15 protein-coding genes and 1 pseudogene are annotated in these 15,018 nt (G+C 48.1%); 10 read left to right on the top strand and 6 right to left on the bottom strand.

The window, feature by feature from the left end:
• The first annotated feature begins 64 nt into the window (after nt 1-64).
• Together DY231_RS10820 and DY231_RS10815 are read left to right on the top strand one after the other, a co-directional pair.
• Nucleotides 65-730 carry a helix-turn-helix domain-containing protein gene (locus DY231_RS10820; protein ID WP_115628366.1) on the top strand — a complete coding sequence of 222 codons (666 nt, stop codon included), beginning with the start codon at nt 65-67 and terminating at the stop codon, nt 728-730.
• Between the two features lie 109 nt (nt 731-839).
• Entirely contained in the window at nt 840-1,481 is a 642-nt protein-coding gene (locus tag DY231_RS10815) for a helix-turn-helix domain-containing protein (protein ID WP_115628365.1), read from the top strand.
• 268 nt (nt 1,482-1,749) lie between these two features.
• On the opposite strand, the gene DY231_RS10810 is transcribed toward DY231_RS10815, so the two are convergent.
• Complete coding sequence (locus DY231_RS10810; RefSeq protein ID WP_115628364.1) at nt 1,750-3,714, bottom strand: PhoX family protein; 1,965 nt, start codon at nt 3,712-3,714, stop codon at nt 1,750-1,752.
• A gap of 102 nt (nt 3,715-3,816) precedes the next feature.
• Nucleotides 3,817-4,728, bottom strand: coding sequence for a LysR family transcriptional regulator (locus DY231_RS10805; protein WP_115628363.1), 912 nt, complete (start codon nt 4,726-4,728; stop codon nt 3,817-3,819).
• 102 nt (nt 4,729-4,830) lie between these two features.
• Here DY231_RS10805 and DY231_RS10800 point away from each other — a divergent pair, with 102 nt between their 5' ends.
• Entirely contained in the window at nt 4,831-5,937 is a 1,107-nt protein-coding gene (locus tag DY231_RS10800) for an alkene reductase (RefSeq protein WP_115628362.1), read from the top strand.
• 14 nt (nt 5,938-5,951) lie between these two features.
• On the opposite strand, the gene DY231_RS10795 is transcribed toward DY231_RS10800, so the two are convergent.
• The 4 genes from DY231_RS10795 to DY231_RS10780 form a co-directional block, all read right to left on the bottom strand.
• Nucleotides 5,952-7,046: an FUSC family protein gene (locus DY231_RS10795; protein WP_115628361.1), complete on the bottom strand. Its 1,095-nt coding sequence runs from the start codon at nt 7,044-7,046 to the stop codon at nt 5,952-5,954.
• A gap of 37 nt (nt 7,047-7,083) precedes the next feature.
• Nucleotides 7,084-7,995, bottom strand: a complete 912-nt coding sequence (locus DY231_RS10790; RefSeq protein ID WP_115628360.1) for a LysR family transcriptional regulator — start codon at nt 7,993-7,995, stop codon at nt 7,084-7,086.
• Between the two features lie 305 nt (nt 7,996-8,300).
• Nucleotides 8,301-9,038, bottom strand: a complete 738-nt coding sequence (locus DY231_RS10785; RefSeq protein ID WP_115628359.1) for a MerR family transcriptional regulator — start codon at nt 9,036-9,038, stop codon at nt 8,301-8,303.
• A 92-nt stretch (nt 9,039-9,130) separates the two neighbouring features.
• The gene (locus tag DY231_RS10780; RefSeq protein WP_115628358.1) at nt 9,131-10,366 is read right to left on the bottom strand and encodes a diguanylate phosphodiesterase; all 1,236 of its coding nucleotides are present in this window, start codon (nt 10,364-10,366) and stop codon (nt 9,131-9,133) included.
• Between the two features lie 346 nt (nt 10,367-10,712).
• On the opposite strand from DY231_RS10780, the gene ycgZ reads away from it, so the two are divergent.
• The 7 genes and pseudogenes from ycgZ to arsC form a co-directional block, all read left to right on the top strand.
• A complete protein-coding gene (gene ycgZ / locus DY231_RS10775; RefSeq protein WP_115628357.1) occupies nt 10,713-10,952 on the top strand; it encodes a regulatory protein YcgZ in 240 nt (79 codons plus the stop codon).
• 171 nt (nt 10,953-11,123) lie between these two features.
• Complete coding sequence (locus DY231_RS10770; RefSeq protein WP_115628356.1) at nt 11,124-11,447, top strand: hypothetical protein; 324 nt, start codon at nt 11,124-11,126, stop codon at nt 11,445-11,447.
• Nucleotides 11,448-11,486: 39 nt separating this feature from the next.
• Entirely contained in the window at nt 11,487-11,765 is a 279-nt protein-coding gene (locus DY231_RS10765) for a biofilm development regulator YmgB/AriR family protein (protein ID WP_034495815.1), read from the top strand.
• Between the two features lie 310 nt (nt 11,766-12,075).
• Nucleotides 12,076-13,071 (top strand): hypothetical protein, encoded by a 996-nt coding sequence (locus DY231_RS10760; protein WP_115628355.1) that lies wholly within the window; start codon nt 12,076-12,078, stop codon nt 13,069-13,071.
• An 85-nt stretch (nt 13,072-13,156) separates the two neighbouring features.
• Nucleotides 13,157-13,663, top strand: coding sequence for a YciE/YciF ferroxidase family protein (locus DY231_RS10755; protein ID WP_115628354.1), 507 nt, complete (start codon nt 13,157-13,159; stop codon nt 13,661-13,663).
• 448 nt (nt 13,664-14,111) lie between these two features.
• Entirely contained in the window at nt 14,112-14,246 is a 135-nt protein-coding gene (locus DY231_RS25405) for a hypothetical protein (protein ID WP_256682660.1), read from the top strand.
• 313 nt (nt 14,247-14,559) lie between these two features.
• Nucleotides 14,560-14,913: pseudogene (gene arsC, locus DY231_RS10750) on the top strand (arsenate reductase (glutaredoxin)); the annotation flags it as partial.
• Nucleotides 14,914-15,018 lie beyond the last annotated feature (105 nt).

Raw genomic sequence — 15,018 nt, 5'->3', positions numbered from 1 at the left:
TCATCGCAATGATAATTGAAACCCAATAACGCACTCGTAGGTGAAAACTTATGGACTCTGATACATGAAGTCGAAAATCTTTGTCGAAAATATTACTCAATCTGTACCTGTTTCGACAGCAAAGCCTCTCGTGCATATTCAAAAATTGATGGATTGCATCAGCCCATACGCAGAGATATTTACCCCATCCAGAGGTGAGGCCCTGCGCTACATCTACAATAATAAGAGGGTGTGCTACTTATTACATGAAGGAAACGTCACGTTACATCGTCGTGGGGACGGGATGATTCTTAACTCGGAGAAAGGGCCATTCTTGCTTGGGGTGAGTAATTTACAGACGCAACACCCTCATCTATATGTGCGTGCATCTGAAAATGTGAAGATAAGCCGTATTTCAGCTGAGCGAATCAGCCTGGTTATTGAAAAGGAGCAGCTATGGGAAAGCCTATGCCATCTGATTATTTACACAGCTTCAAGAATTTATGAGCATTGCACTGTCATATCGCAACTCTCTTCCTACGAGATAATCAGAATCCAGTTGCTGGAGTTAATGCAGGAGTCGGAGCGTTTTCGTATGAATGTGACCGCAGCCAATTACATTCAAGACAGAACCTATCTCTCACGTAGTGGCATTATGCGTATTCTTTCCCGGCTGCGTGAAGATGGGCATATTGAATTACAGCGTGGAGTGCTGCTTGGCGTAAGTAACCTACCCGTAAAATGCTCTTGAATTGAGCAAGTTAGCCACTTTTGCGCCAATAAATTTTTGCTCTTAACATTGTAAGTGCCCCTATAATTGATATTAAAACCTCGGAATAGTTTTGATTAAGGGCACTGCAATGAGCGTTGAAAATGAACTTCCCACGCTACTTTCCGTTCCATCTCCCTATTCAGCCGAACTGGTCAATGCCCTTTTGCCCTTCGCCGTCGTCAAAACCTACCCCCCACGCCGAAAAATAAGTATTGCCAGCCAGGATGCTCCTTTGTGCTATCTGATTGCTAAAGGCAAGTTTGAGTTACACAGAAAAGAAGACGACATCGTAATGGTTTACGGAAAAACGCCTTCCGTTTTTGGCTTAGGAAACTTCACCAGTATGAATTTCGGTACCTATCTTAAAACCGTTTCGGCTTGTGAGATTGGGATTATGACGACCAGCGATGCGCTTGAGCAGATTGAAAAACACGATTTATGGAAAACACTGGCTCAACATCTATTAGTCGTCACGACGAAACTTTATACCTTTGGGCAACAAATTTCGGCGCCCCGCACCTACGATATTATTCGAGCGCAAATATTAGAGTACATTTGCGAGGATGAGGATCTCAGAAACAACACAACGATTGAAAGCTATATCCGCAGCAAGTCCAATCTTTCACGTAGCGGGATTATGAAGATTCTTTTGTCGCTGCGAACCGGTGGCCATATAGAGTTGGATAGAGGGAAATTGTTAAAGATAAATTCCTTGCCAAAAAAATACTGACCCGAACTTTCGAGCCAGGGCTGCCTGATTAATCCTCTACCTTCCGTTACAGATAGTATGGCCTTCACGAAAAGGGCAATAAATTTAATTTTATTGCCTCTTCAGCTCAGTCGAATTATTGATATGTCAAAACCAGCGTTGCTGAGGCATCGCCGTGCCCGGTGTAACCGAAGTTTTGGTCTGATAATAACGGGCCGTTAAAGGAAATGATTCCAGTATCACCTCATTGTCTGTGGAAATACGGCCTCTTCACAGAGGCCGTTACTGATTAGCTGCCGATGACTCCGCCATCTGCTTTCACGATCACCACCGTGGAAGAACGCGGGCGACTAGTTTTATCGCCATCTGGCCAGGTGGAAACGGCAGTAGGATTCGCCGGGTCGCTGATATCATCGCCAGGTTCGCCGGGGTGCTGGATATTAATAAACAGTGTACGGTTGTCCGGGGTAAAGGCGATGCCGGTTATCTCACAGCCGCGTGGGCCGGTGAGGAAACGGCGATATTCGTTGGAGCCAGGGACGGTGGCGAGCATCTGGTTATTGCCCATGCCCTCGTAGGCTTTTTTGTTGATGGTGCTGGACGAAACATCCGTCTGAATCCATAGCACGCCGCGAGGGTCAAACGACAAACCATCCGCACTACCAAATTCAGCCCCGGTCATTGAGCCTTTGGTTTTTTCATCCACGCTATCGGGCTTGCCGCCCAACACCAGAATATCCCACTTAAAGGTGGTTGATGCCGGGTCGCTGTTCTCCTCGCTCCAGTGCATGATGTGCCCGTAAACATTGTTAGCACGCGGGTTAGCGGCATCTACCGGGGCTTTGCCTTCTTTGCCGCGATCGCTGTTATTGGTCAACGTGCAATACACGCTCCCCGCGGTATGGGTATCGACCGCAATCCACTCCGGTCGGTCCATTTTCGTTGCGCCAACCACATCGGCGGCAAGACGGGTTTTGATCAGCAACTCGCCCTGGCTTGCAAAACCGTTACTGTGATCAAGTCCTGATTGCCCATAAACCAGCGGCAACCATTGGCCGCTACCATCGTCATTAAATTTCGCCACATACAGCGTGCCTTCAGAAAGCAGGTTCATCGCCGATTCGCGATTGCTGGCATCGTAAATGCCCGCCGAAACAAATTTATAGATGTACTCGAATTTCTGGTCATCGCCCATATAGGCAACAACGCGGTTATCCGCAGCCAGCGTCACCGCCGCCCCTTCATGTTTAAAACGCCCGAGCGCGGTATGTTTACGCGGGGTTGATGTCGGATTATACGGGTCAATTTCCACCACCCAGCCGAAGCGATTGGGTTCATTCGGTGTGGCGTCCACGCTAAAGCGCGGGTCAACTTCACTCCAGCGGTAGGAGTCATCGCTGTCGCTGATGCCATAGCGTTTTTCGAGTGCATTCGGCGCGGCTTTCTTAACGAAAATATCCGACCAGTTCTCTTCACACGTCAGATAAGTTCCCCATGGCGTATGCCCGTTGGCGCAATTTTGCATGGTGCCCAGCACTGTTTCACCCTGCGGGTCGGCTGCGGTTTTCATCAGGGCATGATGTTTCGCAGGCCCGGTTAAAGTCATTGGAGTGTTCACGGTGATGCGACGTGCAAACTCAGAGGGGCGAACCACTGCCCAGTTTTCCCCCTCTTTTTTCACCTCGATAACCGAAACCCCCATCGCATTCTGTCCCTTGCGGACTTTGTCCAGACTCCAGTTCGCCACACCATCTTTAAACAGCAAACCATTGTCGATGTACTCATGGTTCATCGCCAGCAATCCGTGATGCGAGTCATCACTGCCCTGCGGCAGACCAAACCACGCCATCCCGTCATGGTGCATTCCCGCCTGAGCCGCCTGCTCATCGGTCGTGTTGCTGCCATCTTTCTTAAACTCTGGCAGATTGCCTTTTAAACCCACCGCGTCGCCCCAGCGGTAAAACGGTCGCGCCACGTAACCTTCTGGCACGCGGACGGTGTCGTCGGTCGAAACGGCGATGCTGTTAAAACCGAGTGAAGAAGGCCGCACCATGGCAGTCTCGACCGCCCATGCAGCAGGCGATTTCAGCAGTGCCGGGAATGTCACCGCCGTGCCGGCGAGCATACCCAGTTGCAGGAAACGGCGGCGGCTGACAAAAGCACTGGCAACATCTGAGAAAACGGGGTTAGCGCTGCAATTGCTGATTTCGTTGCTGTGTTCTTGTTTAAACAGCGGCTTAAGAGGTCTGCTCATCATGGCTTCCTTTCGATATTGTTATCAGAAGTGAGCAGTGTAAGAAGGATTTGTTACAGATTTATAACAACAGGCACCTGGAGTAAATCCATCAAGGCTGAATTATTCATTATCCAGCCAGTGAATGAAAAACTCGCTGAAAGCGGTCACCTGCAAAGGCTGGAAACGCCGTTGCGGGTAGACAAACTGGAGGCCGACCTGTTTTTTGTCATGGCGGCTGAAACCGATAAAACACTCCGCAAACAGAACCGCCAGCCGCCCCTGCTCCACATCGCGCTTAACGTCCCACCAGGATTTACTGGCGATACCCGCTCCGGCCAGCACCCACTGGCGCAGTAGTGCGCCGTCATCACACACCATCGCTGGCGTGACCCGAACCAACGATGATTCGCCCTTTTCTTCAAAGCGCCACTCGTTCATCAGCGTGCCGCGTTGCTCCATCACCAGGCAGCGATGCCCGTGCAACTCATCGGGATGCTGAGGAATGCCGTGTGTTTCAAGGTAACTTTTCGCCGCCACGAGCACACGGTGGTTGGGGCGAATAAATTTAGTCACCAGATTGCTGTCCGGAAGGTTACCGAAGCGCACGCTCATGTCCAGACGGTTGGCAATCAAATCCACCACATTCTCGCTAAGATACACCGAGCTTCTGACCTCAGGATGAAGGCGGGAAAAATCGAGCAACGCAGGCGACAGATACTGGCGGCCAAAATCTGACGATGCAGAGATCCTCAGGCTGCCACTCAGCACACCCTCTTTTTGCGTCAGTTTCGATTCGGCCTGCGCCATTTCTTCCAGCACGCGCAGCGCGGCGTGATAAAACTCCTCCCCGGCTCGAGTCAGGGCGATGGCGCGCGTGGAGCGGTTAAAAAATCGGGTCTGATAACGCTCCTCCAGCGCTTTCAACCTGGCCGTCATGGTGGCGGGAGAAAGGTTCATCCGGCGTCCGGCGGCAGCCAGCCCACCCGCCTCAACCACTTCCACCAGCAACGTAATATCTTCGAGTTTGCCCATTATTTGGTTTTCCTGAATAGAGAATCAGTTTTCGCTGCCATTATCAAAGCGATTCGCAGGGCGTAAAGTCAAGCCATAACTGACCTCCCAGGAGAATAAAACATGAAGCAACGTACCCTGTTTGAGAACACGCAAGTTGGCGCTGTCGAACTGAAAAGCCGAATCGTGATGGCCCCGATGACCCGCGCCCGCGCCGCACAACCGGGCAATATCCCCACGGCGTTGATGGCAGAGTATTACCAGCAGCGAGCCGGGGCCGGGCTTATCATCACCGAAGCCACGCAAATTTCTCCCCAGGGTCAGGGATATTCCTGGACGCCGGGTATTCATTCTGCGGAACAGGTCGCGGGTTGGCGGTTGGTGACGGACGCAGTCCATAAAGTCGATGGCAAAATATTCTCTCAGCTATGGCACGTGGGCCGTATGTCTCACGAAAGTTTTCATCCCGACGGCAAGCCTGTTGCCCCTTCCGCGTTGTCGCCAGACGCGCAGGTGTGGGTAGTGAACAGCCATGGCGTCGGGGAAATGGTCGCCTGCCCGGTGCCACGTGAACTGACTCATGATGATATTCAACAGGTGATTGCGGATTACCGCCAGGCGGCCATTAATGCCATGGCTGCCGGGTTTGACGGCGTGGAAATCCACGGTGGAAACGGTTATCTGATTGACCAATTTTTGCGACGCACCTCGAATAAACGTACCGATGAATATGGCGGCAGTCTGGCAAACCGGGTGCGTTTTGCGCAGGAAGTGCTGGAAGCCATCAGCAATGCCATTGGCGCTGACCGCACCGGCATTCGCCTTGCACCGTTTATTACCCAGCGCGGGATGGACGACTCGCAGACCAGTGAAGCCATTCTGGCCCTGGCCGCCTGGTGTGAAACCAAAGGCATTGCCTTTATTCACCTGGCCGAAGCAGACTGGGATGATGCGCCGCAGATACCATATGAGTTCAGAGAAACTCTGCGGGCGACGTTCAGCGGGGCGATCATCGTCGCGGGAAATTACACGCGTGAAAAAGCCGATAAACTGCTGGCAGCAGGAGTGGTGGACCTGGTGGCTTTTGGTCGCCCGTTTATCGCCAACCCGGATTTCCCGCGTCGTCTGAAAGGCAATCTTCCTTTGGCAGATATTGGCAATCCGGCAACCCTATTTGGTGGCACCGAAGTCGGTTATACCGATTATCCCTTGCTGACGGCTGAGGCCTGAGGCGATGCTGAAGCTCAGGCGGCGCATTTTTGCTCCGTCAGAGCCTCGGTGATGATCGTCGATAATCGTTCAAGTTTGATAGCCAGTTGAATACTCAACCAGACGTAGCCATGGACGGCGCTCTCCACCACTTCATCCCCCGAATGCGCCAATAACAATTCATGTAATTCAGTAGTGATGTCATTGAGTCGTTCGCTATTCGCCGCCGCTGGAGAAGGGTTGCCTTCATATAAGGCGTGAGCTAACACCTGTAATGTTTGTTGCGTCATTTTTTGCACTTCGGCGAGTGAGCGCGAATTCAGAATCAGAAAACGACTCCCGCGAGATGCCCAATGCGCCTCAACTTGTAATTGCTGCGTGGCAATCATATCCCTGGAAATAGACTGAATCTCATCCAGATAATTTTTTGAAATCCCCGTTTCTTTACTGACCGGCATAATCAGGCTACGCATTTTCACGACATTCCCCAGAATACGTGAATTAAGTTTGGTGAGATTCGGACGGCTCAAAATATTCCACGAAAATCCGCTGGCGCTGACTTTTGCAAAATCATTCAGGAATGTAGCCAGCTGAATGCGCCAGTGAATAAAAGCCCGCTGCGGATATATACTGGTGAAAAACATCGCCAGAATACAGCCCAGAATGATATTTGTACTACGCCATAATGCGGTCTGAATATCCCCCGCAGGGGCACTGCTCACCACCGCCAGTGTGATCCCAATTAGCAGTGCGGCATACGGGCGCTTACTCATGGTCAAATAACCGCAAAGAAAGGCCGCACAGCCGCACCACACCAGCATTAATGGCAGAGAATACATTTCGATATGTAAGGCGATGATGCCTAAAATCGCCCCCGTGACCGTCCCCGCCATACGCTCAAAGGCGCGCGGAATGACATTGCCCCAAAAACTGATGGGTCCCATCACCACCACTAAGGTAATCAGCGGCCAGGAATGATCGGGTAAATTAGCCATTCTGATAATCAGAAATGTCAGGACAAATGCCACGGCGATGCGAATGCCATGAATAATGCGGTAGCGCTGATGAGCATATAACTCCACAGGCGTTAAGGCTTTGTCACGACGAACCGCAAAAATAGATTTTTTCATTTACTCGTCACAATGAATCAAGAATATTTCGGGGCAACTATTGGTCTGATAACATTTCCGCGTGCGTCGCCAGCACGTTATTAATAAAGTTTTTCACAATAGGTGATGAATCATGAATTCGGCTGACTACCGACAATGGAATATAAGCCCCCTCTTCCACGATGTCATAAAATGCAACACCGGATGAAGAATGGCTCATTGTCTTCATGGATGACGGCACAATCGAAACACCTATACCCGCCGAAACCAGATTAATTATCGAGGATAATTGTGGCGCAGTTTGCTTCACGGTTGGCGTGCATCCTGCTCGTTCAAAGAGAGCGTAAATCGTGTCATGTAACTGGACACTGTAATTACGCGGACACAAAATCATCTCTTCATTTGCCAGTTGATTCAGTGTGATATGGCTTTGCGCGATATAGGCATGATGCTCCGGGAGCACGATGGTCAAAGGCTCCTGCAACAGTAATTTCAGCTCCAGCGAATCGCTATAAAGATGATCGGTGCGCACAAAAGCGACATCAATGGTGCCGTTTTCTACCGCTTTAATCAGATTGTCGGTATGCGCTTCGTCTAATTGCAGACTGACGTTTTTGTAGTCGTTATTGAATTTTTTAATACTGCGGGTTACGACTGAATTAAATGCCGACGACGAGGTGAAACCGACTTGCAGGACACCCAATTCGCCACGCGAAGCTAAAAGTGCTGATAACTTTGCCTCTTCAACCAAACCCGGTAGCACTTTTACCGCATTATAAAATGCAATGCCCGCAGCAGTTAATTCGATACCCCGGGCAATTCGATGGAAAAGTTTGGTGCCAACTTCGTTCTCCAGATCACGGATCTGTATGCTCAGTGGAGGTTGACCAATACCCAATTTTTCTGCTGCATAGGTAAAGCTTTTGGCATCGGCAACGGCCAAAAAATAACGGATGTGTCTTAACTCCATTTGCTTACGTGCCTGTCTGATAGCGATTCATTAAAGCGTATCAGGATGCCTGAAATTTTCACTGCAACCTGATAGAGAGAAATCTGGGTAATAAAACTGAATTCGTAATTTTATTACATCGTCAAACTGTGACGCAGACTATATATCTCCCCAAAAGCACGAGCAATGATATGACACAGGGCTTTGTTATATGTTTTTTATATGGGTTGTGTAATTTTAGTACGGAGTGGCGCGGTCCGTTCTGTACGATTCGTACAAAATTAAAACGGCAGTATCAATACGATGAGGAGTCAGCCAGGTCATCCTTAACCCGCGTGAAATTTGATGGCAAACCCTTGTTTTTGCCAGTGTTCCAGTTGTTCTTGTTGGCGCAGAGTTAATGCCTTTCCTGTCCAGACAAAAACATGTTGGCCTGGGAATAATTCCGGACGGGGAGAGTCTAGCGGATCGGCCAGCACATCAGGACGCCAGCCATGTTGTGACAGACGCCAGGCCTCGAGCCACAGGCGGGTACGGTCATCACTTTCCCAGCCAATCATTAATGTGTCTTGACCTTCAGTGTTGCGTGATTCAGCAAGGCGCTGGACAACATAGTCAATCAGCAACCCATCAAGCAGGCTTATCATTGCTCTGGAGGTATATTTATCGAGGCTAAGGCATTGACGAACCGGGATAAAAACATGGTCAATCAGGGTATCAACCGGGATTTCACGCCCCATGGACGCGATTTTTGCACGCAGTTTCGCCGGTTGGACAAAACGCAAAACGGTCATCACCTCTTCTTGCTGTAACCGCCAGGCATCATGGTCGTGAGCCGTAATCTGGTTTGCTTCAAGTAAAGCTTTAACCTTGCCTACGGACACACCGCTCTTAATCAGGCGTTTAATCTCTTCGATACGCAGGATATCTTCGTCATCAAACTGCCGATGCCCGCCCTCGCTCCTCTGCGGTTTAAAGAGACCGTAGCGGCGCTGCCACGCGCGCAGCGTGACGGGGTTGATTGCACATCGTTCGGCGACTTCACCGATACTGTATAAGGTCATTCATTCCCTCGTTGTAAACTTAACACTTCCATGTCGAAACTAACGACTCCGTGCGGCTTGTACAACTTATTTTTTTCATTGTACAACCTGATTCAGAGATCTGCTTTCCTTTCAGGCCAGGCCACAGCGGATATTCCGTTCAGACAAGCGCTGGCAAATAAGTTCCCCTGGAACTGCGTGATTCCGGCTGATTCCAGCCACATCCACTCCTCGGCCTTCTCCACTCCCACCGCTGAAATGGAGATTTCCAGCGAGGCACAGCACTTAATAATCGCCTGAATGATGGCCTGACGCGGGCCACTTTTATGAACATTCTTAATCAGTTCGCGGTTAATTTTAATTCTGTCTGGCTGAAACTGAGCCAGTAACAAAAGGCCGCCAAAACCGGCCCCAAAATGGTCTATTGCGACGCTAATTCCCGCAGCTTTCAGTTGCCTGATGGCACCGGTAAATTCATCAATGCGCGAAATCACCTCGCTCTCAGTGAACTCTACCGTTACCTGTTCCGGGACCAGTCCATTTAGCTGAATTTCCCTGAGCAAAAAATCTACTGCATCGGGGACCATCACCAGTGTCATGGGGAACAGGTTAACCGAAACAGAGTGCTCGCCAAGCTTGAGCGCACTCGCCATCGCAAAGGCCACTTTTTTGCTATTCAGGTCGGCTTCGTACAGCGCGTTACCGGTAAGCCCGGCAAAATAGCTGGCTGGAGAATCGCCGCCGGGAGTGCGTAGCAAAGCTTCAGTAGACAAAATTTTCTGGGCAAAAGGGTCAACCATTGGCTGGAATGCGAAGCGACAATCTGCGGCGTTTTCAGGAACCACAGCCCCTGAATGAACGCTCGTGTGGCTGAGTTTTTTGTCATCCGTAACAAAGACCCAGGAGTCCGCTGGCGGAATTTCAAAATAGTTTTCTTTTTCAGTCGCCTCAACGAATGTACGCAAAAATTTAAGCGCCCGATCGTTATAAATAAGCTGATACTTGGTTGTCCCTTTATCGAGTACCGCTTGCAGGACTTCATGCCCTTCATATTCTCTTAAATCAAAGAGTTCCATACCGGTTTTGCCAAACCGTCGCGCTGGGGCGTAGTCACACAGCAGCTCCACGATGTTGTGGTGGCGCTCGTCCTGACAAATATGCTGGTAGATGTTCAAAACACTCGCTTCCGGGCCTTCAATCAGCTGAAAGAAGTGTGTGCCGTTAAACAGCAGTATGCCTGTCACATCGGCCTGTGCATTTTTAACATTGGCGACGGCAACCATATCCATGACCGAGGTAAAGGGTACGTTCTTACAGATATGACTGCGGTAAATGATGGTAGTGAGCATTCAGTGTCCAATTGGAGGCGATTTAAGTGTTTACAGTAGCAGATGAATAACCAAATCCCACACTAAAAATACATTAATATTAATAACTTATTAACAAAAAACAAACACTCGTACAGCCATGCAAACCGATTTCGCATCGTGACTATGTGCAAAAAACACTATATCTGTACATAATTTTCTAACTCCATAAAAAAATTAGCAGCCTAAGCAACTGAAATTAAACATATAGCATTTAATGTTTAAGAATTTAAGACAATTCTTTACGTTTTTCTATGTACAGATTTTTAATATTTGTATAACTTTATTTGTACATTTACTGATGACTGCATGTTTACAGGAGTGACTAATGCAACAGAACAACACCGTTCCCGATGCGGCTAACGCCATCACACGCTATTTCTCAAAGGCAGCTTTGCCTTCCCAACAAGAAACTCTGGGGCAAATAGTCGTTGAAATCCTCAGTGACGGGCGCAGTTTGAATCGCAAATCAATCTGTACAAAATTGTTGCGTCGAGTTGAACACGCGTCAGGTCCGGAAGAAGAGAGCCACTACCACACGTTAATTGGCCTGCTTTTTGATCGTTAGGTTCAAACGGTAAACAAGCACAAATTACGGGTTTATAAGTAAACATTTTCGGGAGTATTATTTCAGGCTATATCGGAAAGCCTGGCAACCTTCAGCTCACCTCCTGCATGAGATAGCTGATTTCATGCCACGTTTCGGAAACGAACCACGCTGGCAAGCAGAGACGCAGTTATGAATAGAAGTAAAAGAGAGAAATTAACCGATCAGCTGATCGGAGAAGCAGTTTTATCAATCCTTTACGATAACGGAGCCATAAGCACCCGATCGTTAGTAGAAAGGCTGCAAATAATGGAAGCGACAGAAAGAGATGATCAACGACGTGATGTCATAGCCGATGTGATTGCAGATATCAGCAACCACCGCCTGGGTCTCTCGCGACGTGCTTTGATTCCTGCGCAAAACGATGGGGACAGGGACGGCCAGATTGAGCAAAGTAACAATATCTATTCGTTGTTTGACAAAAGTCCGGTACCTGGTAGCAGTAAAAAACACTGACTGCCTTTATTAACTCATAACCTAATAATGGTGAAGTAAATGACCCAGATAACGCTTCATAAATCAGAAATTTATGCCACGCTGCCAAACACTGCACTGACTGCATATTTCCGTAATGCTGGCGACATGCTGGCTGATGAGGCTGTATTACTCGGAGCGGTAATACGCAGTATTCTTGCTACTGATGGACATCTTACTAATAAAGCCATTATTCAACGGTTAATTGAGGCCATTGAATCCACGGATGATGTCGTGACCATTGATATCGTACGTAAGACCCTGGAAATCGTTGTTGACCATACAACGGACGATATTTAACAGGGGGTTATAATTTCGCATTCTTCTTTCTCACAACCTCGTTTCCATTTAGCCTGTTTTTTATTTTCTCAGGCTATGAATTAACGCTTCGCTTAATCAGTGAAGTGTTGATTCATAGCCATAATTATTTAAAAGCGACACTTAGCATCATCTCCCCCCTCTCTTTTTTAGATATTTTAAAGTCATAACTGGAAATATTTAAACACCTCACTTCATTCGCAGACTATTCTTAAGACTTACGTTTAGGTTGTGAAAACCATTATTTAACCTTGAGTATCCTTTATTTCTCTGAAAACGTTGGAGAGTTAAAATGACAAATTACCACGTTCCTGAAGAACGGCATTACGACTCAACCTACAGAAAAGTTAATGACTTACCTTTAAAACGTATTTCCTGGAGTGCTATTTTTGCCGGTGTGGTTATTTCAATGGTGGTTTATTTATTACTGGCCATTCTTGGTACCGCCATTGGTGCCAGCACTATCGATCCCCTTAAAGAACAAGACCCTCTGGAGGGTATTGCAACCGGTGCCGCAATCTGGACCGGCCTGAGCATGCTTATCGCGATTGCTGCTGGCGGTTATGCGAGCGGTCGTTACGCTTTTCGTGATGGAGCCGTGCATGGCGTATTAATGTTTGGTGTTAACACGCTGATCTGCACTGCTTTTTTAATGATGATCGCAAACAGTGCGGTGACGGGAGCTATGAGTGCGGCCGGTACTGGCTTGCAAGCACTGGGGAGCGGAGTTTCCGCCGTCGCCCCTTCAATCACGCAGGTGGCGAAAGAGAAACTCAGCGACAGTGGTCTCAAGCTTGGTGATTTACAGAACCAACTGGAAACAACCCTACGCCAGACCAACAAACCCGAGTTACAGCCTGGCGCGTTACAACAACAGGCAGCAACCGAGGGCAATAATGCGCAGAGTCAGATGGCTCAGGGCGGTGACATCACCCAATTCCTGAAAGGACTTGCAGAGAGAAACAGCGCAACGTTTGAAGCCGCCGACCGTGATGCGCTGAAAAATATTATCGTCGCGCGAACCGGTAAAAGTGACGCAGAAGCCGAGCAAATCGTCGCTCAGGCAGAGAAAAATTATCAGGCTGCACGTGCTAAATATGAAGAGCTGAAAAAACAGGCTGAACAAAAAGCCCGTGAGGCTGGCGAAAAAGCCGCAGCCGCCACTGCTAAAGCCAGCTGGTTTAGCTTTTTCATGTTGATTGTCGAGGCTGTACTTGCGGGTGCTATGGGGATGCTGGGTTACAGGCATCAACCGCGCAAAGTTCTGGCCGATGAACGACCACTTTAAGAACCAGTCCCTACTTACCTTCCTGGCCTGTCGCCGCAATAACGGTCTGACAGGCCCCACTCAAGTCGACTACGGAACAATAGCTATGCAAATCAAAACGCTTGAAGAATTATTTAAACATTTGCTGTCAGATACTTATAGTGCTGAAAAGCAACTCATTCGTGCATTACCGAAACTTGCCCGAGCGGCACACGATCCCTCTCTTGAAGAGGCATTCCGCAGCCATCTTGAGGAGACGCGCGGCCAGATAGAACGCATCGATGCAGTCGTGGAAAGTATTGAAGGTCTTAAGCTTGCACGGATCAAATGCGTGGCTATGGAAGGACTCGTTGAGGAAGGCGCTGAGATCATAGAAAGCATAAATGAAGGGCCGGTCCGGGATGCAGGACTGATTGCTGCGGCTCAAAAAGTTGAACATTATGAAATCGCAGCTTACGGCACGTTGTGTACTCTTGCTCACCAATTGGGTTATAGCGCAGCAAAACAATTATTGGGCGAAACGCTTGAAGAAGAGAAAGCCGCAGACAGTAAATTAAGCACTATCGCCGAGTCCACCGTTAATCCAGATGCAGATAATAATTCAGGACGCTAATTTATGACAAAACACAAGGATAAATAATTTGTTATTTGAGTCAAACTATTTCTATGACCAAATAATATCCACCTCTACTATTTTCTCTTTGTGCAATCGACATAAAATGTCATACCTTAAAATTCAAGAATGGAATATTCTCAATAAAAAATAAATTGATTTTTTTAAAGTTTTTAGTTTGTTGAAATGAAAGTAAAATCAAGGAAAACACATTGAATATAAATACCGCCTCGCTCGCATTAACATTAAACAAAACTATACTGTAATAACAGCAATACGCTGTTTACCAGAACCGGAGTGACTAATGAAATTTTTAATAATGAACGTCTCTAAAGATCAGCCAAAAAACCCAGATAAAGCTCCTAAAAATGACGAGAAAAAGCCTAAACAAAACCAAAAATAATTCTGGTTTGATTTGTTAGCTTCTTATTTCGTCGTTGGAGGTCATATGTCTGAACGTCCTGATTTGGTCGATCCCGTTCCGGTTGATGAACCCCTGCCTGGAGACACCATTCCCGATATCCCGGATGTTATCGATCCTCTTGACCCTGAAGACCCAGAGGTCATAGATCCAGTAAGGTAATTGCAGGAGTACAATCCAAACCGCCTAAGGGCGGTTTGTTGCTTATTACGCTTTTCCCGCCATCGTGACATCCATTATCAATGGCGTGTTCGACTGACCTGACATTACCCATAGCAAACTGCGCCGCGCGTCAGTAACATCATGTTTAAAAACAACAGAACACATTCAGCTGAACAAATATGAATGGAGTTTATGATGTTACTGGCTGGCGCTTTTTTCTTGCTCACTCTCTTTCTGAGAGTCTGGCAACCCAGAGGATTAGGTATTCGCCCTGGCACTGCGCCTGACTTTCACCCTCTAATGAGAATCTACAATGAGCAATATCACTATCTATCACAACCCGGCATGTGGAACCTCGCGCAACGTGCTGGAGTTCATTCGCAACACGGGCACTGAACCCAACGTTATTTTGTATCTGGAAACACCCCCTTCACGCGAGGAACTGGTCAAATTGATCGCGGATATGGGCATCACAGTGCAGGCGCTGTTACGCAAAAATGTAGAGCCTTATGAGCAATTAAAACTGGCGGAAGGATCATTCACCGACGATCAGATCATTGACTTCATGTTGCAGCATCCGATTCTGATTAACCGCCCGATTGTTGTCACTCCCATAGCAACCCGGCTATGTCGCCCCTCAGAAACAGTCCTGGACATTTTGCCCAATTAGCAAAAAAGATCGCCTCTTCAGGCGATCTTTTTTATTTCTGGTGAATACAGAGACATCCTCCGCACTAAGATGATCTCGTCGCATTAATGTCAATTGTTGTGC

Source organism: Buttiauxella agrestis (genome assembly GCF_900446255.1).
GTDB lineage: Bacteria > Pseudomonadota > Gammaproteobacteria > Enterobacterales > Enterobacteriaceae > Buttiauxella > Buttiauxella agrestis.
This window is presented reverse-complemented; position numbering and strand designations above follow the sequence as displayed.